Here is a 26,550-nt window from a genome sequence, read left to right on the forward strand (position 1 = left end):
GCGTTCAGTTCTTGGCCAGCAGCGGTACTGCGAGGTAGTTCCAGCCGTCGCGCGCATCCAGCAGCCGGTACGTGTGGTTTTCCGGGTGGTATTCCCCTGGGAAGAACACGAGAAGTCGTCCGGCCACGCTCTCCTTGATTCCCTCGACCATCGAAGAGACTCGCGCCAATCCGAACAACGTACCGACACCAAGAATGGCGACCACCGTGTCGGCATCTGCCTCCGACTGGATGCGCGCATTGAGCTTCTGCACCGTGTCGGCCACGAAGCCGGTCAGTTCACCGGTGGGATAACCCGCCAGGTCCTCGGGCGACTCGAAGTACGCGTCCCGAAATTCCTGGGCAGCCATCCACTCGGGAAACGAATTGGTGAGGTCTAGCAGCAGCCATTTCTTTTTGGCGTCCTGCGTAGCCACCGCAAACTCGTCCACCATTGCGCGCAGACGCAACTCGTCCGTCTTGTCGTACACAGCGAAGATGACGCGCTGGATAGCGGCCAAGCCAGCCTGCCATGGAACGGTCATGTGCTGGCGGTAGGCAGCGAGCAGTTTGGTGAGCTTAGACGACACGCGCCGCCTCCTGTCGAATGGTTTCTTCTTCTTCGGTGAGGAAATCTGGGAACCGAACTTCCTTCACCCCCGCGGCATTCAAGAACACTAGGACGCCTTGATGCGATGCCGTCGTGGCAAGCGCCTCCCACTCCACTGAACTGCCGGGCAGGAGCTTCGCCCATGACGAAGAAAACAGGCGTTGCCCCGACAGCCCCTCCAAGTGGGCCAAGAACAAACAGAGCGCGACGACCGCGGGGGTGAGAACGGGACTGCTGCGCACCTTTCGGATTCGCCCTTGCAAGAAGCCGGCGGAAGTCCATGTGCCATTGACGTTCTGCGCAAACGACTTCAAGGATGCGGCACTGAACCTCTCGGGTTGCGCCTTGGCGAGTTCAGTTTCCAGGTCGGTGCGGAGGACGGGGGCCCCAGGGTCTTTGGCTAGGATGAAGTCCTGCGTTCCCCGAAGAAGCGGGTCCCTTGCGAGAGCGACCAGCAAGGCCAGAAACGGCTGTCCGGCCTCGCCTAACGCCCACAGGCGGCGCAACGCCCGGAAAAGCGGCACGCGAGGGTCCAGCCCGTAAAGTGTGGAAAGGTGGCGCAAGGCCAGCTCCCGAGCCTTTCGGGTCGGTTTTCCCAATACGTTTCGTTCCACCACCGCCTCCGCGTACGCAGCGCGTGCGGAATCGGGATGAACTTCGGCCAGCAGGACCGTCAGGTCGTCGACCATCATGGTCCTCGCCGCGTGAGGACCATTCGTGCCGAAACGGAAGCCCAATTTCGAGAGAAGCACTTCGCGAGACTCGGTCACTGCTTCCTCGGTTTGGTCCCCGCCAACGTTTCCGCAGGGACGCCCTCAAGCGGCACGTCGTTCTCCCTGCAGTACGCGACGACCATCACTTCAATCATGTTGGCCAGGCTGCGCAACTCGCGCTCCGCTGCAGTCTGGAGTGCCGCCTTGATGTGTGGCTCGACGCGGACGCTGACCACTTCGGACTTTGCAGTCGCCATGTGCACCTGTAAGTATTACGCGAGCGGAACGCTAGCGAAACGCTGAGTATAGGCCGCGCCCCAGCGGGGCCATGCTGGATTTCCCTAGCGTCGGGCGCGCTCCCGGCGGCTACCGGTCCGTCGATTCCGACGGCAGACGCCGACCTGCTCGGAGCTGAGCTGAGGCCAGATAAATGGCGGGAGCAAATCTCCCCCGCCATCGGCACGCACGCTCACTTTCTCTGGGCGGCTTTCCTTTTGGCTGCAACAAGCGCAGCGCGCAGCTCCTCCACCTTTGCCGGGTCGGAAAGGCCGCGCTTAGGGTCACACAGCACCAGCGGTACGTGTGAGCCGAACCCCTCTTCCTGGTCATCGAGCACGACGTACGCTCCAACATCCAGCGGATGCGCGTCGAGCCACGCCTGAACGGCGTGGCCGCGGCGATGCTCGTCGACGTCCGTGGTGTCCACCACCCGGGCGAACAGGTCCGGCGGCAGTAAAGGCTCCAGATACCGAAGCGGCCCGAACAGACGTACCCACGAGGAGTGCAGCACTACGCGCACGTCGGAATGCTCCTCAAGGACTTGGCGGAGTTGGGGCCACCACTTGAACAGGCCCTCTCCCACAAGCTTGCCGTGGTCGTCGATGCGGCTGGCGCCCTGCTCATGCACCACGCCGTCGATGTCCAACAGCAGGTAGACGGTCCGGCCTTCGAACTCGTGCAGGACCTCTTGGGGGAGCGGCAGGTCCAGCGCATCCATCAGCGCCTGTACCCGCGTGCGCACGACGGGCTCGTGCACCTCCTCGCCCGCCGAAAGCGCGCGGTCAAGGGACTTCCGGACGTCGTCGGGCAGTTCGTCAGGATTCATGGGCGACTTTGTATAACGGCCAAGCCATATGCGCACGGGGCTCTCGCAATCTTTCTTTGAATCTTTACGAATTCGGCTTTGTCCATGTGACGTTCGCCGGCGGGGCCTCGCCCATGGCGCTTGGCAGTGACTCGATGAAAGACTCGAGCAGGTCCGTCATGGACATGTCCCACGCCAGAGCGCAGGCCTTCAGCCTTTTATGCGCACTCCTGCGGACGCGAAAATTTAGCGGGACCAGCGGTTCGCCGGCCGGCTTGCCGGGGGTCTTCGAACGGCTGGCCATCTTCTCGATGGCGGTGGCACTGGCCAGTGCCAGTTGCTCGCCGATAGTGTCGAATTTCTTGGTCATTAGAGTCTTCCGTTCATAGACTCGAGAGTGTCGTCATAACTTCGAGTGCCAAGTCCTGGACCTCCTGGCGCGCCTTGGCCGCGCCGGGGCCCTTCAGGTCGTCCAACGTGCCGCCGACAGCCATGGTCTCCTTGTACGCAATGCGCTGACCGAGCCGCGACTTGGCAAGAGGCCACCCAGCGTTCTCGATGGATGCCAGGACGTCCCGTGCCAGCGCCGTGCCTGAGGGCACCCGGTTCAGGACCACAAGCTTGCGCAACTGCGGGAAGTCGGTTGCACACCGCTGCAGGAGGAGCGTCGTAGCCCACAGGTCTGCGGGTTCCGGCGCAAGTGGCACGAGGGCCAGGTCAGCGCACGCCAAGGCGGCCGTCATCACAGGAGCGTCGACCTGCGGGGGACAGTCGACAACCACGAGCTGATATTGCGCGGCGAGCGCGCGGATGTCCGCCTCGCTGGCCACCGGCACCACTGGAAACGGCAGCTTGCCGGCGGCGGACCAGAGGCTCGCTGTGCCCTGGGGGTCGCTGTCAGCCACCACCACTTTCAGGTGGCGCGAGAGGCAGGCCGCGACAGCGACCGCGACGCTCGTTTTTCCAACGCCGCCCTTGCTAGCCGAGGAGGCCACAACCCACGCTTTCATTTATTCTCCATTCTTTGAATCACTGGTTTCTTTGAACAATGTTGCCTTGCAATGACGCTCCACTGGAATCTTTCTATCTTTACGAATCTGGAAAACGCGTTCTTTCGATGCTGTCTGGCAACGCTCGTATCCGCTCTTCTAAGGGGTGTGAATCAGGCTTCGGTTTCAGTGCGGTGCTTCTGCTCCCAAGCCATCACAGACCCCACCGGGTACAGGACGTGACCGCGAGGTTTGATGAAGCTAGGGCCCATCCTCTGGACGCGCCAGTTTGCGAGCGTTCCGAGCGTCACCTTCAGGCGAGCCGCAAGGTCCTTGGTGGACAGGTACGCAGAGTGGAGTTCGTCGTGTTCGGTCATAGCAGGTCTCGTTGCGATGTGATGAGTCGTGTAGCGACTCCGGTTTTAGCCATGCAGGTTTAAACACTCTGTTCCTACACGTCGTGATGCGGAATGAACCCGCAGCTACGAGGTTTCCATGTCTTCTGTTCCCCTGCGGGGTTATGAGTCCATGTCCACGGCCGCCTTGGCTGCGGCGCTCAAGCCAAACGACCGCCAACGAGCCCTGCAACTCACCCGCAAAGACGCTGGCGTGACCGCCATGACCACCTACATTGCCGAGATGCAGCTTGCGGAGGCGGCGTAATGGAAGCCCTACTGCTCGACCTCATCGACGCCGCCCCATCTTTGCAGGCTCTACTTGAGCATGAAGAGGCCGTCCTTGCGTGCATGAACCCCGAGCTCACCGAACGCTTTGAGGCGCGGCGAGTTGCGCTGGCGACTGCGCCGGCCGTCAGACTCGTGCCGGCGGCCACGCCCACACCGCCCACACCGCCCACACCGCCCACACCCCTTCCAGCTTTCGACAAACCGCTGCCGACCCGAAGCTTCCCGCACAAGAAGGCGAAGACGGACAAGGATGGAAATGAAGTCGTCACGGGCCTGATGCCAACGGTGGAGAACCTGCGCCACCTCCTAAACGCCTATGGGGTCAGCTGTGCGTATAACGAGATGAGCCGCTGCCGCGTGTTCTCCGTCCCGGAGCACTCCTGGTCCATCGACAACGCTGACAACAACACACTCACGTTCATCGAAAACCTGTGCGTCATCAACGGGATGAACTTCGGGGGCAGCCGCCTGAACGACACGCTCACGTTGCTGTCCGAAGAAAACTCGTTTCACCCAGTGCGCCAGTGGATTGAAAGCACGCCCTGGGACGGCATCTCTCGCTTTCAAGCGCTGTGCGACACCCTGGCCGTGGTGCCCCGATATGCCGCGCATCGCGACGCAATGCTCAATCGCTGGCTGCTAGCCGGCGTGGCTAGCCTCTACAGCGAGAGCCTGGCGCACAAATTCGAGAACGCCCTGACCCTGCAAGGCGCCCAGTACGCCGGGAAGACCTCCTGGTTCAAGCGCCTGGTTCCAGCTGAGATGGGCGCGGTAAAAGAGGGCTTTCAACTGAACCCGCACAACAAAGACCACGTCTTCGCGTTCAACTCGTACTGGATTGTCGAACTGGGCGAAGTCGACTCGACCTTCTCCAAGACTGAGATGGGCTCGCTCAAGGCGTTCCTGTCCAACAGCAGCGACCGCGCGCGCCGCCCGTTCGCCCGCCTGGACTCCACGCTCAAGCGCCAGACCATCTGCGGCGCGAGCGTCAACAAGGCCGACTACCTCATCGACGAGACCGGCAACCGGCGATGGATGACGGTGCCAGTCATCGGCGTTGACGGCCACCACAACATCGACATGCAGCAGCTGTGGGCCGAGATGAAGTCCAAGTACGACGCCGGCGAGCAGTGGTGGCTGACAAAGCAGGAGAACGAGCGTTTGGGCGAGGTGAACAAGGGCTTCGAAGCCACGACAGCCGTGGGTGAGCTACTGGAAGAAACGTTTGACTTTGCACCCGTGGAAAAGGCGCTTCCTGGGCTCTCTCACCCACGCGAGCTGGTGAAGATTACAGCGACGCAGGCGCTCCTGCTGTTCGGCCTGCCCAAGGAGAAGCGCAACGTCACCGAGGCCGGCGCCGCGCTGCGACGCCTGACGGGTGCCGAGTCGGTTTCGGCGGGCGGGGCGCGCGTCTGGCGCGTATGCCCGCGGCGCGACTCTTGCTACTTTAGCCAAGTACGGGAGCTCCTCGGCGAGCCGACCGTGCCATGAACGAGCGAGGTTGGGAAAGTACTCCGCCTACGCGGGGTGCTTCCGTTCCAGAGCGCTCATCCATCCTTCTACCCGCCATCTACCCATGTTCTACCCACTAACCAAGTCCTTGATATACCTTGCATTTTTGTTCGTTAGGGTAAATGGAGAGCTGGTTTGAGAGGGAATGGAGAATGGTTGTTGAACAATTGCACGCGCTCGAAAGTCCCCGAAACATCTACCCACCTACCCATGGCGATTTTTCCCAGGCAAATCAACAACCTGGGACCTGAGTAGCTGGGTCGATGCCCGGAAGTGGTACCCACCGCGCATTGATTCGACGAGGAGCGTACGCAAACGGGGACAAGGACGTATCAACGCGGTGGCAGCCCGCTTGACCGGGACGCGGTCCGTATGAACCGGCAGTGCTTCGCCACGCGCTAGCGCGCAAGAAGTCGATGGAGCTCTCGGCTACCCGGCCGTGAGGTCCCAGGCCGGACTGAGGTTGGAAAGCCTCCGGCGGTAAGCTCAGGGCCGGAACAGCCGACAGCCGGCCAGGGCGCCGCAAGCGGCGCAGACCGGCGAGCCAAGCCGTCGAGCGAGCGCCGGGCACGCGCACCCGGGCAAGGCAGGCCAGGGCGCGCAGCCGCAACATGGCGGCGCCCTGCTGCAGGTACCCACGCCGAAGCCGCTTCCGCGGTTCAAAGGTGAAGCTCACTCTTGGGGGGAAGGAGGTCCACGCTGTACCAACACATGGCCAACGTGACGCGGCCGGTCTGGAGAACCGGCCAGCCTTTAGGTGCCGATACGCCTTTGACCCGGCCGGCAGCTGACGTAGGATGCGGCATGGTCATCCCTGACAAGGACTGGACATGCTTCCCCACCGGACGGCGCAGCGGGCGCTTCTGGGAGGGTGTGGTCCCCGTCCGGATTGGACTGCGGGCGCTGCGCGTGGTGCACGTCCGCCTTCCGCTGAAGGACTCGCCGGCGTCCGGTGTTCGAGACGCCATCACGGATGCGCGGAAGCTGACCGACCTGCTCTAACATCGAGCGATTCAAGCCGCTCCTGCTTCTGCGGAGGAGCCCTCTTGAGGAGCGCCGCCCGCAAGAGATTCGAGCGGCTGAGAGGGCTCATGGAAGCAAGCCCCTCGGGGTTGCCGCGCGGACGACATCGGCGCTAGGAGTCAGCAGCACCGCGAAAATGCCAATGCAAGCATATGACCCCGCAAGTCCGGTGTGCCAAGCACTCAGCTGGGCTACGCCGGTGTGCGAATCTGCAGGCGCCACTGAAACGGGCGCGTGCAAAGTGGGGGTCGAGTTCCGGGCTCAGTGAGCCTCTTGAGAGACACCCAGTACCCATCGAATCCCAGAGAGTAGCGCACGCGCGCCTCAATCAGTTTCAGGTTCTCGTCCGTCCACCGCCGCCATGCGGGAGCTTCGGTGCTCAGGCTCATGTACAGGGTGCGCGTTGGCTGCGCGTCCCACATGAGCGAGTCTGCCAAGTCCAATCGGCGGTCCCTTGAAGCCAGGTACACGCGCCCGCGCTTATTGCTGAAAACGAGTTTCGACTTGGAGGGCCAACGATACAAAGCGTCTATTTTCATGAACTCCTCTGTAGTAAGGCGCGGCAACTCTCACGGGTTTGCGGCTTGCCGACAGATTGTGACGACATGCGACGAGTCGTGCGCGAGCCAGTGAACCTGGCGGAAAAACCCGGAGGTCACACTGAAACAGGCGCGGCCTTGGCCAGCCTGCTTGCGATACGCGTCCATCAGCTTCTTGGTCGTGTTGATGGATGCGTCCGGCAAAAACGCGCTCACGAAGACGCTTGGAGCTTCCGACGCGCGGAGGCCATCCTCAGTCGAGAGAAAGCGAAGCTGCTCCGCCTCTTGCTCCCACACGGCATGCGCCAAGCGAGCGGGTGTGTGTGCGTCCCCCAGACCCTGTGCCAAGTCCTCTTCGTCCCACTCGACGATGGCCACGGGGGCCATCATGGAGGCCACGGTCTTGAAAAGCGCGCAGGTATCCCGCTCGAGATACGGAAGGTCCGCCGCGACGAAGTGGCGCAACTGGGTCAGCTCAACCCACTCGTGCGGATTCGCGCAAATGCCCACGACCACGCCCGGGCGGTGCCCGCCTGAACCAACCAGGGCAGCGAGGGTGGAGTTCACTGTGCGCAGCGCATCTGGTTCCAAGCGGCTCCTGGCAGGAAGGCGCACCACCACGTTCACGACCGCCGGCGCGAACCCTTCCAGAAGCCGCTTAGACTCCCGATGCACGTCGGGCCAGGGGACGCAGAAGCAATGCTCCAGCACGTTCTTCATGGAAGCGGCTAGCTCCTGGACGAATGACACGGGGTGGGGACCCGCATCGAAGTTCAAAAGCACAGCCAGAAACCGAGCAACCGTATTGCTGTCGTGAGAGTCATCCTGGTAAGCGAACCCGCCCTCGGCGATGAATCCCTCCAGACCGTCGCTCTGGGCGTGCCGCTCGCGCTGACCGTACAGCGAAAACGCTTGGCGCGACATGATGTCGAGCGTGACTACGCCTCGTCACCCACCTGTTTGCTGATGAAGCGTTGAAGCTTGCGAAAGTCATCTGCACTCGCATGCTCAGGCAGCTGCAGGCGGGCTTCCCGGCCGCCGGCCAACTTACAGACGAACTCACTGAATAGGCGCGAGCCCTTCGCCGCAACTGCCAGGTGAGAACTCGTGGACGACTCGCCAGCCAACGGGCCGGGAATCTTGTCCAGAAAGCTGGTGCTGAATTCGAATCGCGCAGGCGCGTTCGCGGAGGCCCGAACGACTTTCCCGAGGGCCGGCTCGAGTTCCTTCATGACGTCGCGTACTTCCGCCTCGCTCAGAACCGCCCTGTTTTGGAGTTTCTTGAGCCTGACGGTCTTCACATTGACCTCGTAGCGTAAAAGAACGTCGAATATCTTGGCGGCAGCGGAAGACCGCTTGCGCATTGCCAACCACTTTGCATCACCCGCCACGTCGCCCCCGTTCATGTTTCGGTATGCAAATTAGAGCACACATAACGAATTTCTTCAATTCGCGCGGCCATGCTTAAATCGCGGGCATAAATATGCCTATTCAATGGGCAGTTCACCGACAAGCTGGCGCGAGGCGTTGCACACGCACCAATAGACCCCGGTCGGTACCCAGCGCGTGATTCGGGCTCGACGCAATCGCGCGTAGTTCACGCAAGAGTCACTTCGCACTATTTACTCCGTGAACATCGTGATGGGGGTCCTTTTCATCGCAGCGCTGATTCGCTTCGCTGGCATGGTGCGCTATCCCCAACAGCCGCGTCGGCTTCATCGTCCTGAACGGCCAGCCGGGTGGCTCGATGACCAATGCTCGTGGGACTAAGCCAAAGAAAAAGAGGCGCCGCCCTGCAGGCGACACCCCTTCCAATCAGACAGCGACTCTCTTCATTCACCTCGGTCCAGCACGTCCCGTTCACCTCGGATGACGCACGCCTCGTTCTCGTCATGCACCAGCGCAGCCCGCTGCAACCAACGCAGCATGTTCGGAAGCTCGCGCCACTCGAACATGTCAGTGCCGGTGACCTCGGCGTACATGGCGACCAGGGCACGCTTCGCGTCCAGGGGAAGCGAGGCGACGTCCACGGCGAGGAAGCTGCGCACGTGCGAGTCGTCCAGCATCTGCCGAACGGCCTTCTCGATGACTTCCTCCTCGGAGAGCGCCCGGACCGCGAAGTCCCGCATGGTCAGGAAGCCGGCCAGGAGCAACACAACGCACGTGGGAGCCCCCAAAAACGCCCCACAGGCGGTTGCGAAGTCCTTCGAAATGGAACTGGTTTTTCGGATGCCGGTGCGCAGCTGATGGACGTACCCATAGGTGACGCCGAGTTCGGCAGCCATTTGCTGGAGTTCGATGCCGCGCCGACGCGCCTCGTCGAGCAGCCAGCCAATCAGCGGGCCACCTTGGTGGGCGTATAGGCGCCTCACCCGCTGTTCTGCCGACTCGTTCGTGTTGGGATGTACGGGCGACACCTGCGCCGCCAGTTGGGCGTTCACGTTCTTCATCAAAATTTGTCCTCAGTTGCACATGCAGGCGCATGCACTGCTTATAGGCACCGTCCATTCAACAGGACGTGGCTAGCGCGCCTTTGCCTTCACCCATCCCCTCGCCTGCAGCTGGCGCAGCAGGCCGTCCGGGGCGCTCCCGTCAACCTGCTCGGAGATTTCGAGCCACCGGACGTAGATGGGACTCTTGCGCACGCCCTCCTCTGGCGCCGGCCCGTAGTGCCCGTTCGCGACGGCCCGCGCCGCATTGCGCAAGCTCTCCACAGCGGCCTCGAGCGGGTCGCGCTCCGCGGGTTGTGACGATGCCCCGATGAACTGGATGGAGGCAACAGCGGCGTGAAGCTCGCGAACGCGTGCTGCAGGTACCGCTCCTTGGGCGCTCAGTGCTGACGCTTCCCGCACCAAGCGCAGACCTTCTTCCAAGCGCCAGAGCGGGTCACGAGCGCGCTTCTGCGCATCGGCCTGGCAGCGCGCCAGCCCCTGACGCGCGGGCCCGACCACCCGCTGTTCAACGAACTCGCGCTCGAGGGGCGTGAGCTTCGCGTCGGTGTCCGAAGGGATTTCGGTTGCCTGCAGGGGCAAGGACGCTACGTACACCTGGCGAGAAAAACCGTGGTCATTTTCCTCGGCGCCTTTGCGTACCCAGGTGGACCGATACAAGAGGGCGTTGTTGCCGCGCTTTTTGATGTGCATTCGTGTCTCCAGTGATGCTTTGTCTAGTCACGAGTGGCACGGCGCGAGAAAACGGCCCGCACGAGCGGGCCCTTGAATCAATGCAACGTTGCGTCACCTCGGTCGAGGGCTGCGAAGTACTCCGTCCTTGCCGAAATCTCATCGGAGCTGAGTAGGGTTGCCGTGTAGATGCTCTTCCCCATTCTGGATGAGAGAAGCAGGCCCGCTCTGCAACGCGCAAGCTTCAAAACACGGTATGGCACTGCTGGGTACGAGCTAACCATTGCGCTTTATCCGCTATGCGGATAAATTCCCCACGAGACGGTTCCCTCGAACACAACAGGAGTCACTATGGAAACCACAGAGGACCTGATTGGCGAGAGAAGCCTCGCGCAAGTGATGCGAGTAACACAGTCGTCTGTCAACGTGGACCCGGTAGAGGCAGAGCAGAAGTACCCGTGCTCGCAGTGTGCCTGCAAAGATTTTACGCAGGGGTGGAATAGCGTCACGTGTACTTGTGGGCACGACACAAGGGCACACGGCATGGGAGTATGAGTAGCGGCTTTCTGCGCGCGGCAGCAATCCTGTTTGCAATGCCGCTGCTCGCTGTTGCTGACTCGAAGAACATAGACTGCGGCGTTTTCGGGCCACACTATGCGAGCATCACGTGTCCGGCCCCAGGTCAACCTGGGCCCCGTGCGGTCTGCTCCTGCCGCGGTCAAGGGATATGGGGCGACGCTGAGTGTCACTGTGATTCCCCTGCCCCGCCGTTGGGACGCCAGTGCTCAGTACCCTCAGGTTCTTATGCGTGCAACGGCCCGAATGGGCCAATTCAGAACACGTATTGGGGTTGCGAATCACCATCGTGCCCAGTCGGCCAGCACGGGGTTTGCACAGGCCCGTCGTGCGGGGATGGGCCCGGAAACATCAACGGATTTATGAAGCCAACCTGTACGTGTGCGCCAGGAAACTGACGAGAAGATTGGGGCACGTTACGACGTCACTACACGAACCGAGGCGCCCTAGATGCCTGGTTCCCGCATTCACGCAAAAGGCTGCATTCTTGGTACGCGAGATGAATGTCGATGCCCTGCTCTTCTCCTTATCGCCGGCCGCGCGCTCTGGCTGCAACGGCCGCACCTCGCAACTCGCGCCCACCTCTGGCTCGTATGAGTACCCACGCTTAGAGTCGCTCAGTACAAGCGGAACATGTGAGCCGAAACCCTCTTTCCGGTCGTCGAGCACGACGTACGCACCAACATCCGGCGGGTGTGCGTCGAGACACGCCTGAACGGCGTTACCACGGCGGTGCTCGTTGACGTCCGTGGTGTCCACCAGCCCGGCGAACGGGTGGGAGGCAGCAGGGGCTCCAGATATTGCAGCCGCCCAAACAGGCGTGCCCAGCTTGAGTGCAGAACCACGCGGACGTCCTGGTACCTGCCGCAAGTGAGGCCCCCATTTGAAGAGCCCCTCACGAACCAGCTTGTCTTGGTCGTCTATGCGCGCCGCACCTTGCTCGTGAAGAATTCCGTCGATGTCCGACATCAGGTAGACGGTGCGCCTTCGAACGCGTCCAGGACCTCCGCGGGCGGCGGCAGCCCACCGCGTGCAGCTGCGCCTGCACCCGCGTGCGCACGACGGGGTCGTGCACGCCCTCGCCCGCCGAAAGCGCGCGGTTAAGGGACTCACGGACATCTTCCGATACCGAAACCTTCAACAGTTTAGGCGCGGCTTGTCCGCGAGGCGCTATTTCGTTTTCCAGGGAGGGTTCTACGGCTAACCGCCGCTACCAGCTTTGCCCGACGGTATTGCGACCACCGTTCGAGTACGTCTTTGACGTGCCGTCGGCGAAGAATAGCTCCACTGTCGCCTGGTAATCCCAGTCATCGGTTCCGTGCGGGTTCCGATAGGCTCGGAAGTTTCCGTGCTGCAGAGACATGTTGTCAGCGCCTCGAAGCAGGGTTAATTGGCGCGTCTGAGCGCCGCCGGTCCAATGGTCGCTGTTCTTGTCGGAGCTGCAGCACGCCACATGCGCCACATTAGTTCCGTCCTTGTCAAAGACATCGACAACGGCCTGCGTGTCCCAGTCCTTGTCGTCCCCTGTGGTCGTCCACGTAACGCGAGCTGAAGTGAGGGGCGCAGGCTCAGGGTCCGCTACGCTCGTCTTGATGACGTAGTCCGTCGTCGCTGAGACCCTCGCGATGCTGTTATCCCGCAAGTACATCGCCGTGTACGAGATAGGCCAGCCTGGCGATTTGATAGAAAAGTTTGCCCCCGATTCCAGGTAATCGGTGAGCGCCGCTGCTCCGTTGGTCATGGGCTTGACCGCGTGCTTGCCGCTTCCGCCGATGGCCAGCACCTGGATGGAGCTCTCGTCGAGGACCTTCTTGGACACATTGTCCACAGAGCCTGCCATGTGGCCGGCCCCAAAATTCGCCGCTGCTTTGAGGGCGGCGTTGAGTTCCGCCTCCGAGTGCTGGGACTCGATGAGCATCCACAGCTCGCGGCCATAGGTGACTGAGTTCACGAACGCCGGCGGATTGCCCGGTCCCATGTACTGCCGCAGCTGGCCATAGTCGGTGTTCCACGCAAACAAGTCAATCGGAGTGCTCGGCGCCTCACAGGACACGGTGTAATACGCCTGCACGAAGCGGACCATATTGCGCGTGACGGCGTTGGTGTTCGCAGTGTTGAAAGAGCCGTCCACCTTTCCAGTCAGCCAGCCGTAGGAGGCGCCGAGCTTCAGAGTGGCTTGTTCCATAGAGTAGAAGTTCGTCTCCGAGTAGGTCGCTCGCGCAGGTTGGTCCGCATTGAAGTGCTGCGCGAGGATTTCGCTGATTGCGGCCGTTGCGTTGCTGGCCGTGGGGACGAAAGTCGCGGAATACCGGGTGTTCGCGGGTCCGGACAGGCCCGTGACAGTGCAGGTCTGCTCCCGACGAACGACGGTAATCGGAAACAGCACCCCGTCAGGTAGGCTCTTTCCTTGCACGAGCGAGCCGGGGAAGAGAACTCCTGCGTTGGGGTCGAACGCCACCATGCGCTCGAGCGCACGCGTGAGACGCAACGACTCCTCGTGATTAGCCTTTCGGTCGCCATACCTTCCCGTGTACCCCTTTAAAGTATTCGGCACGAGAACGTCGCCATCGGGCTGTGCCGAGTCGTTGGCGACGTTCACCGGGGGGATGGATTTGATGTACGCCTCGGTGTCGGCAGGCGCTCCCGACATCCAGTTGAACCACGACGTGGTCGCACACCCAGACAAAGCGCAGGCGCTAGCCGCCACGAGGATGGCATTCCTAATTAGACTCATTGCTAACCTCCCTGAAGAACTTTCTTCTTGTCAGAGAATGTCAGTTTTGTCTCGCCCAAGCTGAATACGAATCCGTCTCTATTGACAGGTAGCGGGGATTCTGGCAAGTGCGCACGCGCTTGCGCGCGTGTAGGTGTGCGCCGCTGAGAGCAGAATGTGCGTCGTCGGCCTGGACGGCAAAGCACCGGCGTTGCGACTCGGCCTCGTTGACGGCCCGTCGCGCGCGGAACTGCTTGGGCAATGGAGAAAGGGCCCCGTCCTCTCGGACGAAGCCCTCTGAAGTAGCCCTTGGGAGTTCCTACCTAGCCTTCAATAGGCTAAGTGAGGAGCTTTCCGCACGAGCGGGCCCTTAAATCAATGCAACGTTGCATCACCTCGGTCGAGGGCTGCGAAGTAGTTTTCGAAGAAGGTCGGTGTGCGGTCCGGACATTCTTCGACCTCCTTCACCTGGCCTTCCTCGAAATGTCTCCACCCAAAGTACGGTGCGACCCAGTTGGCACGTTCAATCGCCTGACGGGCGTCCCGTGCCTCGATTACCACCAGCACTTCGCCCGTCTTTCTGTCGAACACACCGTAGAGGGAACCTCTCACGGCAAACGCTGCCGCGGCGTTCGGTGCTGTCATTGCTCCGGACCTTTGGCGAGGCCCAGAACGGTCTTCAGTGACTGCGTCGGCAGCAACACCGACACATCGACGTGGGTGACCTCGCGCCCGTGGATAGCAGTCGGCACCTGGGCCGGCTCTTTCAACACGCTGATGACATTCGGAAGTTCCGCGACCGCATCTCGCAGCTGCTCCCTCGCCGGTTGGCTGCACAGAGCGAGAAGCGGTGCGAAGTCACGCGTGGGCAGCGGGCACGGAAGCACCATCGCCTCCACCTCTTCGTCACGCCCGAGCATGAACATCAACGGAGTCTGCTGAATAGCCTTCAGCAGCTCGCCGGCGCTCGGCTCGTACAGCGGAAGCACGAAGCGATGGGCGTGCCCTTTGGCCTGGTGGGACAGAACCCCGTAGTAAACGCCAATCGGTGAAGCAAAGGCCGTCACTCGAATCGACAGGTCACCCGGCCAGTCCGCCTTCACCAGGTCAAACATCTGCTCGGACAGGTCGCCGCAGAGAAACCAGTTGCCGGTAACCACGCACCGGACCTTTTCAGGATACTGCTCCGTCCTTTCCGCCACCTCTTCGGGGGTCAGTATGGACGCCGTGTAGAAGAGTCGGCGCTCGTCGTCTGAGAGGGCCTGCCTTGCATGGCCTTGTTCGTGTGTTTGAATCATCGCGATGTCCTAGGAGGTACGCCGGAAATGGCGCGTCCTGTATAGCGAGCGATGCGAAGCTTCCCGACCTGCTGCGGCTAGCGTAAGAGCGCACAGAGCGGACCGCCCTAAGTGCGACAACGATGTCATAGCTGCCGCGACCGGGCGAGCGGGCCGGCGCGACGCCCCCCGAACACAGCGCATGGAGCGTCTTTGAAGGTCGAGGGACGCGGCAGCGCGTGCAGTCGACTGGCCGTAGCTCCACCGACGCAAACCGCACTCGCATGCGCTCGGAGCCACTGCTTTGCAGAGAGAGGCGAGCCACCCCAAGCCGCCTACCCGTCCCGGAAAATGCGGTCGCGGCACACCGATAGAGGCCTTTCACCCGGCATGGCGAGCGAAACGGTGCGATGCGACCGAGAAGCACCCGCACTAACCTTCGGAGGTTCCCCTGCGCCAGGCGACGAGCGCTCGTGTAGATTCGTTGCCTTCGAGGGAAACCGGAGATTCCCGATGCTGGTGGCCTACTTCGATGAAAGCGGGACCCATGGTCAAGAAGCGCGCGTTACGACTGTCGCGGGACTGGTTGGAGACTCTCTGACGTGGGCACGCCTGGAGTACGGATGGAAGAAACGGCTAGCGAGGGACGGCATCACGTGCTTCCATGCCGTTCAGTGCGAGGTCGGCGATGGCGAATTCAGCCGCATGTCGCGCGATGCGCGTAAAGCCTTGTCGCTGGACCTTGCCAAGCTAGTCGTCAAGGAGTCGCTGGTCGCAGTGAGCGCGGCGGTGTATCGCGACGATTGGGACTATGCGGCCTCACACGTCATGAAGGCTTACTACCCATCGAAATATCACTTCTGCCTTGCAATGGCAGTGCTACAGGCTCACCAGGTGTCGGAGAGGTACGGCGGCGGTAACCATGTCGCGTTTGTCTTCGCAAGACAGGACCAGTACCAAGACTACGCCGCGTCCATTCACCAAGTCTTCCAGCAGGGAAAATGGACGGGGGTCGGTTCCCTCAGCTTTGCTAAGCCGCGATGCGTTTTTCCACTGCAAGCCGCGGACCTGTACGCATACGAAAACTACCGCGAACTCGTTCGGCAATTGGACAACCCGGGCGAAATTGCCCCCGCGCGAGAACAGCTGGCCATCATCTACAAGGGCATTCCCGTCGAGGGGAAATTTGGCGGCATCAACTTCCTCCACGCTTATGCGGAAGGAGTAGATGGGATTCCTGCTTCTCGTTCAGGGACGCCGGGCTCATGACCTTGCGGGCACGAGTGCGACAGAGCGCGCGCACCTGTAGGAACGTCCGCTGAACGGAAGGCGTGGAACACCCTCGCCGTTGAACCCACAGATTCAATCATCGCCCTGCCCGATGGCAGCGTCCGGTTGTCCATTGGCGAATCCAGCAGGAGGACGGCGCTGCGTTCAGCAGCGGGCGATGGTGCACAACATGCAGCGTGCATGCGGAGACACTGGCCTCGTGAGTTCGACCGCGAGGAGACAGATGACGCGACCGGGTCGGCGAGGCGGTGCGAACCGCCGCCGCACCCAGCGCATGCAGACATCGAAGGTCGGGACTGCGGTAGCAGTCTGCCTGCGGCCGGGACCCGCGGTTCGTGCGATGAACATCTTGGTCACGAACCACGGGCAGCCGCGAAGGAGCGGCATGCAGAAAGAACAGTTGCGCAAGCCGCCCTGAAAGAACGGTGGCCCTAGAAAAGTCGTTCGGGGGCGGCGGCGGTTCGCACCGGCGAAGCCGGCCGACAGTACGCCTGTATTTGTGGGACGTCGCGACGAAAACGTGGATGACGCCGCCCCCTCGGGCGGCGAGGCTGACGAAGGGGAAAGAACGCATGCCCCAGGCCCTTCGGCGGCCGTGCGTCCAGCCAGCGAGAGCACCACCGATGGATGGCAACCGCGTGGTGTGCAGGCTCTTTGGGTAAGGTGACACCGCGCTGAAAAGCTCGTGGCTACACGGGTCAACGACGAATCCTCAATAGGCAGTACCTCGGACGCATTGCACTGGTCGAGATGCCGCTGTTACCCATGCCGAAGCACACTGCGACACACACACCCATGCACCAGCGAGACGAGCATGAAGCACCCACTGCACACGCTGCCCATGCCAACCACGGCACATCGTCGGTCGACACGGTGGGCGAGACGCCGCGCCACACGTTGTCGACCGAAGATAGAAAGACTCGCGCGGTCGGCGCCGTAGCTCGAGCGAAAGTCCGACGCGGGCTGTCGGACACCGTTGCTACGCTGCGGCTGCGCGACGCCATTTGGAGGCGCGCGCTTATGATGGCAAACCGCTTTCGCGTCATCCGGACGATTGATGTAGCCGCAGGCTGCTTCCCGGAGAGGCCTTACAAAGCTGCCCTCACGGCGGCACAGCGAGCGGTGCGCGGGATGGTGAAAGCCAAGCTTCTTAGGCGCTATAGGACGGATAGATTTCAGTCGGTGTGTGGCCTGACCGCGCCGGGAGCGGCATCACTCCAGGAAGCGGGCATTGACGCCTCCTCCTCCGTGCGTCGCGTGTCCGACATGAGAAATCCGGAGCACCGGCTATGGCTGCAGTTCCTGGTCATCGCCTGCGAAGCGAGAGGCCTGCGGGCGCAAACAGAGAGCGAAGTATTGCGCTCGCTGAACAAGGGCACGACTGCGGGCCAGCCGATGGTCCAGGGGTTGGTTTCTGTGACATGGACGCGCGGCGGGAAAACCGTGCGGCAAAGCCTTCGCCCAGACGCGATTTCGTACGAAGCCGACGGGGTAACTTTTTTTGAGGCCGACATCAGCAAGCGGGGTGCCAACCGCGAAGCCGCTCTCTCCGCGCTGGCCGTCAGTATCGGTCGTACGCTGCCTGGTGGTGAAGTTCTGCGGCGCGTCGTCGTGTTCTGCAAGACGGACCGCATCCGGCTTCGCGCGTTGGCGGTACTCCGGCGCATCGGAGCGGAGCAGAACGGCAAGGTCCTGGTCGGCGACCGAGTCCATGTCCGTGAGTCCGAAGAAGGCGTGTTCGAGGTCTGGCGAGGCGTGGAAGAGAAGCTCGCGGACGGGCGCTCACACGCTGTCGACAGAAGGATGGGACACGTCATCGTCCAGGCCCTGCCCACCTGGCTACCAAAGCTGCGCGTCGAAGCCGCAGGCGAACCCATCGTTGGTTGGTTCTCGGACGGGCTGCTGCCGTATCGCCGGCCGACAACCATGGCGCCTTGGCCAGCTTGCACCTCCCCGCTGCTACGCCCAGCGAGAGCACCCGGAAACACTGGAGGCTGAAGAACAGAAACCGATAGAACAGGCGGTAAATGGTCCGGGTAGTGCCGGCTTTTCAGGGCCGACCAACAAAATGGGTGACTATTCGGACCTCATCATGCGCATTCAGTTAGCGAGCGACTTGCACTTGGAGTTCTTAGTCTCCACCCGTCCCGAAGAAGCCGTCATCGCGCCGGCGCGTGACGCTGATGTCCTGGTGCTGGCCGGTGACATCGGGACTGGACTTCAGGCCATCGAGGTCTTCAGGGAGTGGCCCGTCCCAGTCCTCTATGTGGCTGGCAACCACGAGTTCTATGGATTTGACCTGCAAGAGTTGCGGACGCTCCTGGCTGATGCGGCTAGCGGTACCTCGGTGCGTTTTCTGGACAACAGCGTGGCCGACTTCGGTGGAACTCGATTTCTGGGCACGACCCTCTGGACTGACTACAACCTGTCGCCAAACGTGCACCAGTCTCAGGCGATGGACCTTGCCGGCCGCCGCCTGGCGGACCACGGCCGCATCCGGCATGGCCGCGGCCTGTTCACGCCGGCGAACGCGCTCGCCCAGCACTGCGAGTCTCGCGCCTGGCTGGAACAGGAGCTGGCCACCCCGTATGACGGGCGCACGGTCGTCATCTCCCATCATGGCCCGCACCCCGCGTCAGTCCACCCGCGGTACGCATCAGACCCTTTGAATGCGGCCTTTGTGAGCGACTTGTCGCCGCTGCTCAGTGGTGCCTCGCTCTGGCTGCACGGGCACGTCCACGATAGCTTCGACTACACAGTGAATGGCTGCCGCGTGGTGGCGAATCCGCTGGGATACCCGCGGGGAACACGCTCCGCGATGAATGCGAGAGGTCAGCGGTTCGAAAACTCCGGGTTCCAGTGGGCTTGCGTGCTCGATGTCTAGGTGTTCGCAGACATCTTGACGCTCGTAGCTACACGGTGGTGATGGGGCTCATCCCATCGTGAACCTATAGGACATGCATGCAAGTTTTTGGAAACGTCGCGACTGACCCGGTCCGGAAAGAGTCGAAGGCCAGCGGCAAGGGATATTTCGAGTTCCGCCTGGCTGAGAGCCATCGCGCGCTCGAGCGGGAGCCGGCCACCTTCTATACGTGCCGGGTCATGAAAGACGCCGACCCGCACCTCGCGAAGGGCGACTTCGTCAAGGTCACCGGCCGCTTGAAAACAGATTTCTATCTCTCCCGCGAGGGCAAGCCGACGGGAACGCTGCTGATTATTGCGTTCGAAGCGGCGAAGATTTCGAAGCCTTTGCCGGCGACGGCCGTGGGCTCACCGACAGAGGTCGCGGCTGCGAGCAAGACGAAAGCGATGACGCCGACCGCACACGAAGTGGCGACCTCTGTCCCGGCGAGCGCCCAGACCGCGACTCAGGCGATGTTGGTCGACTGGACCGACTGAAGGACCGCAAGGATTGATTCGATGGCCACCGTAAGGTGGCCATTACTTTCTGAATTTCCGGGTCATCCAGCAGATGGCCAAAAATCCATTGGTGACAAGAAGTTAGCCTTTTCCAAGGGCGGCTGACAAGCAAATTGGATGCCGCGCTGCGCGACGTGCGCTGGGGGCGAAACACGCGACTTCCTGACTCAGGCTGGCGGCGGTGCCCTCAGGCGAAGCGCACCTGCCGCTCCACGGCGACGTGCTGGCGACAGGACGCTGGCCGCCCCGCCGTGCTTCCCACTTGCTGGCCGGACTGGATACTAAAGCCCATCCGTTACCCTAGGCGCAATCACCAGCGGTTCTGGCCATGTCGACTATCAATTTCAAGAACATCCGCGCGACACCGAAAAGTCAACACGACTCGTTTGAAGCCCTTGCAACGTTGCTGTTTCAGCGCACCTTCCCTGCCGTAGCTGGCAGCGAGTTCACCAGCTTGCGCGGCGACGGAGGCGATGGGGGGGTGGAAGCCTACTTCAAGGAGCTCTCGGGGGCTGTGCATGGCGTCCAGGCCAAGTACTTTTTCAAGCTCGGGGACGGTGAGTTCGGCCAAATCAAGGACTCGCTGAAAACGGCCCTCCAGAACTACCCGGAACTGCGCAGTTACTCCATCTACGTGCCCTTCGACCTGACTGGCCGGAAGGCAGCCGGGAAGCTTGGCAAAAGCGAAACCGAGAAGTTCGAACACTGGAAGCAGGCACAGGAAGCTGCAGCTTTCAAGGCAGGTAAACCCCTGCAAATCGAACTTATCGGTGCTACGAAGTGCAGAGGCCAGCTGCTCTCACTGGACCACCACGGCGGGCTCAGAAGGTACTGGTTCGACGACTCCACACTCACCGACGGCACGATTCGTTCTTGCCTCGCGGCTGCCCAAGCCTTCGCCGGTCCGCGGTACACGGAGACCCTGGACGTCAACACCGCAGCGCACTTGGCGTTAGACTTCTTCGGCGGCACCGGAGACGTTCAAGCATGGGTCCTGCCGCAGCTGAAGTCTCTGAGGGCTGCCTTCAGCTATCTCGCCGGCGGCCTGGGCGAAGTCGTCACGGTTCTAAACCCCGACGAGCAGTCACGAGCAACTGAGCACGTGGCGCGGGTGCGCGCCGGCCTTCGCGAGCTGGTGATTGGCAACGCACCAGCCGATGCGCCTGCGAAGCTCCTTGCATCCGCGAACGCGCTCCAGCCTCTCATGGAGGCTGCTGAGGCTATGCACTACGCGGAGTTCTGCGCGAAGCACGGCGCAGACAAAGACACGCCGGGGTTTCGGCAGTGGCATGCCTCATACCAGCTCGACTTCCCGGCAGCGAACTTAGACAGGTCCCGGGATGCCCAGAAAGCCATCGCCGAGCTGCGGCAAGCGCTCGATAGTCCGGCCATTCAGGCGACTCGCGCCCAGTCCCTTCTGCTCGTCGGCCCCGCCGGCATTGGCAAGACCCACGCAATTGTCAGCGCCGCCGAGCGGCGCTTTGCGATGGGCGCGTACTCCCTCGTGCTGTTTGGAGACGACTTCGACGGCCCAACTCCTTGGGAAGTCATTCGCTCCAAGCTGGGGTTCGGCTCAAACGTCGGCCGGGGTGAACTGTTCGAGTGCCTCGACGCCGCCGCCACCGCCCAGGGTTACCCGGTCGTGGTGTTCATCGACGCACTGAACGAAGGACCCATGGGGGGCAAGTGGAAGGACCGGCTGCCGGAGTTCCTCAGCCAAGTGCGAGCCTATCCCGGTATCAAGGTATGCGTCTCCACCCGCGACACCTACAAGGACGTGGTCGTCGACAGCCGATTCCCCGGCTACGCCTTCAAACACCCGGGCTTCCGAGGCCGGGAGTTCGAGGCGCTGCAAGATTTCGCCGCCTCATACGGCCTTGACGCGGAAATCACACCGCTCTTCTCAGAAGAGACCGCCAATCCCCTCTTCCTGCACCTCGCCTGCCGGACGCTCCAGGCTCAAGGCGTGAGGTCTCTCGACCTCACCCTGCCTGGGTTTCTCGGCCTCTTTGAAGGCTACCTGGAGCTGTGCGAGCAACGTGTGCGCGGCCGCCTGCCGTTGGCCTCCCCTGGCAACATCGTTCGCAAGGCATTGCTCGCCCTCGCCCAGTCCATGTCCGCCGCGAGCGGCATCACGTGGGTAGAAGCCTGTCGGGCCGTAGACCCCGTGCTTCAGGGTGAGGCAACTGCCGCCAGCTTCTTGCAGGAGCTGCACAAGGAAGGCCTCCTCATTGTCACGCAGGCTGCTGGCGACGACTACCTGGTGCGCTTCGGCTACCAGCGATACGGCGATGTGCTGCGCTGCCTGCAGCTGGTGCAGGTCGCTTCGGCATCGGGCGCCTTGGATGTGACGAGCCTCGCTTCGCAGCTCGCGGCCTGTGACGATGGCCTATTGGAGGCGTCGGCATACGTGTTGCCTGAGGCGGCAAACATCGAGCTGACGCAGCTTGGGCTTCCCAAGGACCGCACCTACCCGGCGTTCATCCAGGGCATCGTCTGGCGTACGAAGTCCTCCATCGGGATTGATGCCGAGGCGGCGTTCGGGGACGCCCTCGGAACGCCGTCGTGGCCGAAGGTCCTTGAGACATCGCTGAAGGTCAGCCTTGTTCCGGACCACCTGCTGAACGCCAGTTGGCTCGACACGACGCTGAGAAGGCAAGCCGCACCGACGCGCGAGGGTTTCCTGTGGAACGCACTTGACGAGTCCTACGACGATTCTGGCGTCGTTAGTTCGCTCGTCGAGGCTGGACTCAGGTCCAATCTGTCCGCTTGGCCGGTGGAAAGCCGCCGATTGGCCGGCGTTGCCGTTGGCTGGCTGACCTCGAGCCCAGACCGCAGAGTCCGTGACCAGAGCACTAAAGGACTGGCCCGGCTTCTCGGAGCAGACACTGACCTGGCTGCCCACGTGGCTCGCCACTTTGACGACTGCGACGACGAGTACATCTTGGAGAGCGTCAGCAGCGCCATCTACTGCGCATGCCTCCTGGCGCGGCCCACAGCCAGAGGTCAATTCGCTAGCGCACTCGATGCGCTCTTGTCGCCAGGCTACGACCGGGGAAATCAAGTCATCAGAGACAACATCAACCTGCTGGCAGAAGCCATCGGGAGGGCCAATCTCGCAGGCCCGACGCTGGTCCGGCTCGCAGCATTCCCGACCCGTACCACTCTGCCGGCCAGCTGGCCCACAGAGGCACAGGCAAAGGCTTTGCTGGTGCACGGCGCCGTGGTCGCGAACATGGACTTCATTCCGGGGACCATGCAGCCGGACTTCTGGCAATACGAGGTCAAGTCCGAGGTCCGGCGCTTCGACTTGAAGGCGGCGGGCATCGGAGAGAAGGAACTTGCCTTCTGGATGATGGTTGAGATTCAGCGCCTCGGCTTCCCAGGTGCATCGAACGCCTGCTTGGCTTACGACAGTACGATGGCGCGTCGGCACGGCCAAGAGCGCGGCCGCCCCGGCTACGCGGAGCGCATAGGGAAGAAGTACTCCTGGATTGCGCTTCACAGGCTCGTCGCGCTCTTGAGCGACAACCTCGCGCCGCGCAAGGACTTGGGCGGGGAGGCGCCTGACCCGGGAGCACTGAAGTACGCCCTGCGCCTGCGAAAGGCGGACATCACGGATGTTCGTGACATCCGGCCGCGCCCTGCCTATCCGGATGACCTGCTCCCATCACCAGACTACGCGTTCCCCCGGGATGGAGATGACCGAAAGTGGCTCGACCGACAGGACCTCACTCCTCACGAGGAGTGCCTGATTCGCACAGGCACCGACGGCACGGAGTGGTTCGCCCTTTCGCTTTCTGCGGAGTCAGATGAGAAGCTTCTGCAGGACGACGACAACGTTCCCTACCGGCGCATCACGATGGATTTTTGGACGGTGTTCGCGCCGGCGGCGCCAAGCTTTGACGCGAATCGCGAAGTGATTGAGCAGGAGCTATACCAGAACGCGCCAAGCTCGTACCGAGCCTACTTCGCGGAGTACCCAAGAGAAGCGGCCTGTGAGTACTGCCTCGAGTACGGTGAGGTGAGCATGCGGGACGGTGAAATGGTGCACAGCCTCATGACTCTTGCCAGGGGCAACGAGTGGGATTCCGACTATTCCTGGAAGGGAAGAGCCGAAAGCTTGGACGTCCCGACGAAGGCGCTCATCGACGGTCTTCAGTTGCACTGGGACCAGCATTCGGGATGGTTGGACGAACACGGCGAACTCGCCGCTTTCGACGTCCGCAAGGACAACCGTTCAGCCCTCTTCTTGCGCAAGACGCTGCTGGACAAGTACCTGCTCGATGCGGGCCAGGTCCTCTACGCGCGGCAGTTTGTCTACCGAGGAACGGTTGGCGGATACGGCGGCAGCAAGGCGCCGTCGCTGGACGTAGACACGGTGGTGATTTATCGGCCTGGCCAAGGCGTGGTGCTGCTGGACGAGAAGCCACAGGTTTATGAGCCCGACGCCGCCGACGGGGACTGACCGGGCTCTCAGACCCATTCGACCGCAACGATGCGGTCTGCGGGAACGGGCGTGTTCCCGCCATCGAAGCACCACACGGCGCCGTGCCCAGGCCGGCCTTGCAGCGCCACTTCGCGCAAGTAGCAAAGCGCGACTGCAACCGCATAGCCGGCGGAATCTCCTGCGGGAGCGGTGAACTTCACGACGGCCGGCTTCCAGCGCTGCTCCAACACGGGGAGCAGCTCCAGTCCCGAGGCCAACCGAACGTCTTCGCACAAGTCCTCGATGATTTCAGGCATGCCGAGGTAGTCGTGCTGGCCCAGGGTCCTCGCATAGTCCGCCACCTCGCGGACCAGGATGGCGTACGGACCCCAGTGCAGCGAGTCCTTCACCTTCATGCCGAAGTGCATGCCGAAGCCGCCCTTGCGCGCAAAGGCCGCCGCCGCTTCGCGCTTCATGTTCACATCGTCCAGCGTGGCGTCGACGGCCGCCTGGAGCCGCGGCAGCCATGCGCCCAACGGGAGAATGCCCTCCGAGAAGTCCGACGTTGGCGGAACGCGCGTGCCGTGGAACCAGCAGAGTTCCTTGGGCAGCGCGGGCCGCCCGAGCCGAGCACATGCCTGCTGAAAGAGCCATCGGTCGAAAGGTGGCAGCTCTTCCCAGTCTCGTTCGTACGCGATGCCAAGACTGGGGTCAGCCACGAACTCGCGGAGCGCCAGCACGGAGCAGCCAAATGCTGCAACGAGAGATGCCTGGGTCGACAACCGGGATGAGCAGTCGAGGCGGAAGGGGGGGCCTTGAGCTGCTGCAACGGTTGCTGAAGCCGGTGTGGTCATACCACCCCGTCACTGTTCGCTAGGAGCAGCGTGTTCAGCAGGTTCATCTCGTTGGACGCCATGAGATACCGGTCGTCAAAGAGCTTCAGCGGGCTCGCGTTCACGACGGACACCGCCCACGGGTATTCGGCATAGCGAGGAATCGGCGGCATCGCCGCGCCGGTCCCGCCTCTCACGCCAGCTGATAGACGTCTCGGCCGACATCGTAACGGGCAAGCCCGAGGGACTCTAGCCGCTTCCACATCTTGGTCGCGCGTTGAGTTCTAAAGACGCCGGCAGCGCCTGCACTCGGACTCGACTCAATCCGCTTGCCAAGGTGGCCTCGAACGTGGGGAAGCAGGCCCTCTGGGATTCCCATGGCCTTGAGGTGTGGCGCTTCATGGTGGTGCACCATGGTCACGGTGAGTACTCCGGGCGAGAATTCCGTAAGCTGAAGCTCGAACACCTCCTCCGCAGCGCTTTGAACCTGCGACCGCACCACAATGTCCCAGCGCTTCGGCACATCTAACCCTGGCAACTTCGGCTCATACACGAAGTTCCGCACACGCCCGTCAGAACCCCGGCACTTAATTGTGTGCACGAACATCAGTCGCGCTTGAGCCAGCCACGAGTCCAGCGTGCTCGCCTGATTCACGTCGCTGTCGTAACCGAGGCCGAACAAGGTGACCGCGCCCTGTGTTGCTGTTGAGACGGGTACAACGACCCGGAACGAGGCGCCTAGAGTCTCCCAGAACGACCAAGCTCGAGTGCTGCCCCAGTACTCCTTGATGAGGGCGTCAGGCGCGACCCTCGCTTCTAGTTTCTTGCGTATCGCATGCACGATGGCCATGGGCCCCCTGTGAGTCGAAGACACAAAATCCACCTCGTAGACCTTCACTTGTGCCCGCGGCGTACCTTGCCCATATGCGAAAGCGGTTGCGGCATCCACTGTGTCCGCGGCAAAAACGCAGTCCTTACGAGCCGGAAATCCTGGAGGCCGGGCGGCGTCAAGCAGCGGGCCAACGTCCGGGTAAAACGCATTTGCGCCAGAGCTGGCAACGATTTCTCCTGCCGCAAATGTTCTTGTGGTGGCGTGGTACAGAGGCATGGGTTGTTTGTACAACAGCCCTTCGAGATTAGGCGGCGGACGAGAGTTTCTCAGTCATCGGGCCGAGCCGGGCGCGCGAATGGCAGGGCCCCCGTGAGCGCCCCTTGCGTCAACGCACACGTGCGTTCACGGCTCGCCCCTCAATTGAGCGCCGCCTGCTCAGTTCCCAAGACCTGCGGCACAATCGCTGGATGCCAAACGTAGCATCCGTCTTAAAAGACGAAATTGCCCGCGTAGCACGCAAAGAACTGCGCGCAGAAATCGAACCTCTGAAGCGGGCGAGCGCACTGCACCGCAGTTCCATTGCGGCTCTCAAGCGCGAAATCGCAGCCCTTCAGAAGCAGCTGAAGATGGCTTCTCGGGCGAGCGCGAAGGCGCAAGACCAGGAAGATGGAGATGTAGAAGGTCCTCGTCGACGCTTTAGCGCCGCCAGGCTGGCGGCGCACCGTAAGAAGCTTGGCCTGTCTGCGGCCGAATACGGCAAGCTCGCCGGCGTCTCGGGCCAGTCCATATACAAGTGGGAGCAAGGTGGCACGCGCCCGAGGGCAGCGCAGCTTGAGAGCCTGGCGAAGGTGCGCGCTCTTGGGAAGCGACAGGCGCTAGCTCGGTTGGAGGAATGAACTTGTCGACTAGCCGCGGCCGTCAGAG

Annotated in this window: 24 protein-coding genes; 9 read left to right on the plus strand and 15 right to left on the minus strand. The window is 62.2% G+C overall.

Translation table 11 applies throughout. The features are described from left to right. Positions 1-4: 4 nt before the first annotated feature. The 6 genes from HHL11_RS19390 to HHL11_RS19415 form a co-directional block, all read right to left on the minus strand. Positions 5-568, minus strand: coding sequence for a BREX protein BrxB domain-containing protein (locus tag HHL11_RS19390; RefSeq protein WP_169420225.1), 564 nt, complete (start codon positions 566-568; stop codon positions 5-7). Beyond that, a complete protein-coding gene (locus HHL11_RS19395) occupies positions 558-1,280 on the minus strand; it encodes a hypothetical protein (protein ID WP_169420226.1) in 723 nt (240 codons plus the stop codon). The genes HHL11_RS19390 and HHL11_RS19395 overlap by 11 nt, the downstream gene beginning before the upstream one ends. Before the next feature lie 74 nt (positions 1,281-1,354). After that, complete coding sequence (locus HHL11_RS19400) at positions 1,355-1,558, minus strand: hypothetical protein (RefSeq protein ID WP_169420227.1); 204 nt, start codon at positions 1,556-1,558, stop codon at positions 1,355-1,357. Between the two features lie 212 nt (positions 1,559-1,770). Beyond that, positions 1,771-2,406 (minus strand): HAD domain-containing protein, encoded by a 636-nt coding sequence (locus HHL11_RS19405; RefSeq protein WP_169420228.1) that lies wholly within the window; start codon positions 2,404-2,406, stop codon positions 1,771-1,773. A 64-nt stretch (positions 2,407-2,470) separates the two neighbouring features. Beyond that, complete coding sequence (locus HHL11_RS19410) at positions 2,471-2,755, minus strand: hypothetical protein (protein ID WP_169420229.1); 285 nt, start codon at positions 2,753-2,755, stop codon at positions 2,471-2,473. 13 nt (positions 2,756-2,768) lie between these two features. Continuing rightward, entirely contained in the window at positions 2,769-3,395 is a 627-nt protein-coding gene (locus tag HHL11_RS19415) for an AAA family ATPase (RefSeq protein ID WP_169420230.1), read from the minus strand. Positions 3,396-3,902: 507 nt separating this feature from the next. On the opposite strand from HHL11_RS19415, the gene HHL11_RS34700 reads away from it, so the two are divergent. The 3 genes from HHL11_RS34700 to HHL11_RS19425 all read left to right on the plus strand — a co-directional run bounded on the left by HHL11_RS34700 (position 3,903) and on the right by HHL11_RS19425 (position 6,574). Next, entirely contained in the window at positions 3,903-4,037 is a 135-nt protein-coding gene (locus HHL11_RS34700) for a hypothetical protein (protein WP_281068716.1), read from the plus strand. Next, positions 4,037-5,551: a VapE domain-containing protein gene (locus HHL11_RS19420; RefSeq protein WP_169420231.1), complete on the plus strand. Its 1,515-nt coding sequence runs from the start codon at positions 4,037-4,039 to the stop codon at positions 5,549-5,551. Before HHL11_RS34700 ends, HHL11_RS19420 begins: the two co-directional genes overlap by 1 nt. Before the next feature lie 825 nt (positions 5,552-6,376). Next, positions 6,377-6,574, plus strand: a complete 198-nt coding sequence (locus tag HHL11_RS19425) for a hypothetical protein (protein ID WP_169420232.1) — start codon at positions 6,377-6,379, stop codon at positions 6,572-6,574. 590 nt (positions 6,575-7,164) lie between these two features. On the opposite strand, the gene HHL11_RS19430 is transcribed toward HHL11_RS19425, so the two are convergent. From HHL11_RS19430 to HHL11_RS19460, 7 genes are all read right to left on the minus strand, one after another. Continuing rightward, positions 7,165-8,058, minus strand: coding sequence for a hypothetical protein (locus tag HHL11_RS19430; protein WP_169420233.1), 894 nt, complete (start codon positions 8,056-8,058; stop codon positions 7,165-7,167). 14 nt (positions 8,059-8,072) lie between these two features. After that, positions 8,073-8,540 (minus strand): hypothetical protein, encoded by a 468-nt coding sequence (locus HHL11_RS19435; protein WP_169420234.1) that lies wholly within the window; start codon positions 8,538-8,540, stop codon positions 8,073-8,075. Positions 8,541-8,966: 426 nt separating this feature from the next. Continuing rightward, on the minus strand, positions 8,967-9,584 hold the full coding sequence (locus HHL11_RS19440) for a hypothetical protein (protein ID WP_169420235.1): 618 nt from the start codon (positions 9,582-9,584) through the stop codon (positions 8,967-8,969). A gap of 72 nt (positions 9,585-9,656) precedes the next feature. Further along, positions 9,657-10,277, minus strand: a complete 621-nt coding sequence (locus tag HHL11_RS19445) for a hypothetical protein (protein WP_169420236.1) — start codon at positions 10,275-10,277, stop codon at positions 9,657-9,659. Between the two features lie 1,765 nt (positions 10,278-12,042). Then, positions 12,043-13,431, minus strand: a complete 1,389-nt coding sequence (locus tag HHL11_RS19450; RefSeq protein WP_169420237.1) for a thiol-activated cytolysin family protein — start codon at positions 13,429-13,431, stop codon at positions 12,043-12,045. Between the two features lie 489 nt (positions 13,432-13,920). Then, positions 13,921-14,190: a hypothetical protein gene (locus HHL11_RS19455; protein ID WP_169420238.1), complete on the minus strand. Its 270-nt coding sequence runs from the start codon at positions 14,188-14,190 to the stop codon at positions 13,921-13,923. Then, the gene (locus HHL11_RS19460) at positions 14,187-14,843 is read right to left on the minus strand and encodes a hypothetical protein (RefSeq protein WP_169420239.1); all 657 of its coding nucleotides are present in this window, start codon (positions 14,841-14,843) and stop codon (positions 14,187-14,189) included. The genes HHL11_RS19455 and HHL11_RS19460 overlap by 4 nt, the downstream gene beginning before the upstream one ends. A 492-nt stretch (positions 14,844-15,335) precedes the next feature. Here HHL11_RS19460 and HHL11_RS19465 point away from each other — a divergent pair, with 492 nt between their 5' ends. The 5 genes from HHL11_RS19465 (at position 15,336) to HHL11_RS19485 (ending at position 24,000) form a co-directional block, all read left to right on the plus strand. Beyond that, complete coding sequence (locus HHL11_RS19465) at positions 15,336-16,091, plus strand: hypothetical protein (protein ID WP_169420240.1); 756 nt, start codon at positions 15,336-15,338, stop codon at positions 16,089-16,091. A gap of 816 nt (positions 16,092-16,907) precedes the next feature. Then, the gene (locus HHL11_RS19470) at positions 16,908-18,110 is read left to right on the plus strand and encodes a hypothetical protein (protein WP_240980341.1); all 1,203 of its coding nucleotides are present in this window, start codon (positions 16,908-16,910) and stop codon (positions 18,108-18,110) included. A gap of 70 nt (positions 18,111-18,180) precedes the next feature. Then, positions 18,181-18,996 carry a metallophosphoesterase gene (locus tag HHL11_RS19475; protein ID WP_240980342.1) on the plus strand — a complete coding sequence of 272 codons (816 nt, stop codon included), beginning with the start codon at positions 18,181-18,183 and terminating at the stop codon, positions 18,994-18,996. A gap of 77 nt (positions 18,997-19,073) precedes the next feature. Beyond that, the gene (locus tag HHL11_RS19480) at positions 19,074-19,511 is read left to right on the plus strand and encodes a single-stranded DNA-binding protein (RefSeq protein WP_169420241.1); all 438 of its coding nucleotides are present in this window, start codon (positions 19,074-19,076) and stop codon (positions 19,509-19,511) included. 349 nt (positions 19,512-19,860) lie between these two features. Further along, entirely contained in the window at positions 19,861-24,000 is a 4,140-nt protein-coding gene (locus tag HHL11_RS19485) for an NACHT domain-containing protein (protein ID WP_169420242.1), read from the plus strand. A gap of 8 nt (positions 24,001-24,008) precedes the next feature. Here the strand turns inward: HHL11_RS19485 and HHL11_RS19490 are convergent, their stop codons facing one another. Continuing rightward, positions 24,009-24,701, minus strand: a complete 693-nt coding sequence (locus HHL11_RS19490; protein WP_169420243.1) for a hypothetical protein — start codon at positions 24,699-24,701, stop codon at positions 24,009-24,011. 286 nt (positions 24,702-24,987) lie between these two features. Continuing rightward, positions 24,988-25,902 carry a hypothetical protein gene (locus tag HHL11_RS19495; RefSeq protein ID WP_169420244.1) on the minus strand — a complete coding sequence of 305 codons (915 nt, stop codon included), beginning with the start codon at positions 25,900-25,902 and terminating at the stop codon, positions 24,988-24,990. 191 nt (positions 25,903-26,093) lie between these two features. Between HHL11_RS19495 and HHL11_RS19500 the strand changes: the two genes are divergently transcribed. Further along, on the plus strand, positions 26,094-26,522 hold the full coding sequence (locus HHL11_RS19500) for a helix-turn-helix domain-containing protein (protein WP_169420245.1): 429 nt from the start codon (positions 26,094-26,096) through the stop codon (positions 26,520-26,522). The last annotated feature ends 28 nt before the right edge of the window (positions 26,523-26,550 follow it).

This window comes from Ramlibacter agri (genome assembly GCF_012927085.1).
Classification (GTDB): Bacteria; Pseudomonadota; Gammaproteobacteria; order Burkholderiales; family Burkholderiaceae_C; genus Ramlibacter; species Ramlibacter agri.

Coding starts and splice junctions, on each gene's coding strand:
- HHL11_RS19395 (WP_169420226.1), bottom strand. CDS start 1,280: ATGATGGTCGACGACCTGACGGTCCTGCTGGCCGAAGTTCATCCCGAT.
- HHL11_RS19400 (WP_169420227.1), bottom strand. CDS start 1,558: ATGGCGACTGCAAAGTCCGAAGTGGTCAGCGTCCGCGTCGAGCCACAC.
- HHL11_RS19405 (WP_169420228.1), bottom strand. CDS start 2,406: ATGAATCCTGACGAACTGCCCGACGACGTCCGGAAGTCCCTTGACCGC.
- HHL11_RS19410 (WP_169420229.1), bottom strand. CDS start 2,755: ATGACCAAGAAATTCGACACTATCGGCGAGCAACTGGCACTGGCCAGT.
- HHL11_RS19415 (WP_169420230.1), bottom strand. CDS start 3,395: ATGAAAGCGTGGGTTGTGGCCTCCTCGGCTAGCAAGGGCGGCGTTGGA.
- HHL11_RS34700 (WP_281068716.1), top strand. CDS start 3,903: ATGTCCACGGCCGCCTTGGCTGCGGCGCTCAAGCCAAACGACCGCCAA.
- HHL11_RS19420 (WP_169420231.1), top strand. CDS start 4,037: ATGGAAGCCCTACTGCTCGACCTCATCGACGCCGCCCCATCTTTGCAG.
- HHL11_RS19425 (WP_169420232.1), top strand. CDS start 6,377: ATGGTCATCCCTGACAAGGACTGGACATGCTTCCCCACCGGACGGCGC.
- HHL11_RS19430 (WP_169420233.1), bottom strand. CDS start 8,058: ATGTCGCGCCAAGCGTTTTCGCTGTACGGTCAGCGCGAGCGGCACGCC.
- HHL11_RS19435 (WP_169420234.1), bottom strand. CDS start 8,540: ATGAACGGGGGCGACGTGGCGGGTGATGCAAAGTGGTTGGCAATGCGC.
- HHL11_RS19440 (WP_169420235.1), bottom strand. CDS start 9,584: ATGAAGAACGTGAACGCCCAACTGGCGGCGCAGGTGTCGCCCGTACAT.
- HHL11_RS19445 (WP_169420236.1), bottom strand. CDS start 10,277: ATGCACATCAAAAAGCGCGGCAACAACGCCCTCTTGTATCGGTCCACC.
- HHL11_RS19455 (WP_169420238.1), bottom strand. CDS start 14,190: ATGACAGCACCGAACGCCGCGGCAGCGTTTGCCGTGAGAGGTTCCCTC.
- HHL11_RS19460 (WP_169420239.1), bottom strand. CDS start 14,843: ATGATTCAAACACACGAACAAGGCCATGCAAGGCAGGCCCTCTCAGAC.
- HHL11_RS19465 (WP_169420240.1), top strand. CDS start 15,336: ATGCTGGTGGCCTACTTCGATGAAAGCGGGACCCATGGTCAAGAAGCG.
- HHL11_RS19470 (WP_240980341.1), top strand. CDS start 16,908: ATGCACCAGCGAGACGAGCATGAAGCACCCACTGCACACGCTGCCCAT.
- HHL11_RS19475 (WP_240980342.1), top strand. CDS start 18,181: ATGGGTGACTATTCGGACCTCATCATGCGCATTCAGTTAGCGAGCGAC.
- HHL11_RS19480 (WP_169420241.1), top strand. CDS start 19,074: ATGCAAGTTTTTGGAAACGTCGCGACTGACCCGGTCCGGAAAGAGTCG.
- HHL11_RS19485 (WP_169420242.1), top strand. CDS start 19,861: ATGTCGACTATCAATTTCAAGAACATCCGCGCGACACCGAAAAGTCAA.
- HHL11_RS19495 (WP_169420244.1), bottom strand. CDS start 25,902: ATGCCTCTGTACCACGCCACCACAAGAACATTTGCGGCAGGAGAAATC.
- HHL11_RS19500 (WP_169420245.1), top strand. CDS start 26,094: ATGCCAAACGTAGCATCCGTCTTAAAAGACGAAATTGCCCGCGTAGCA.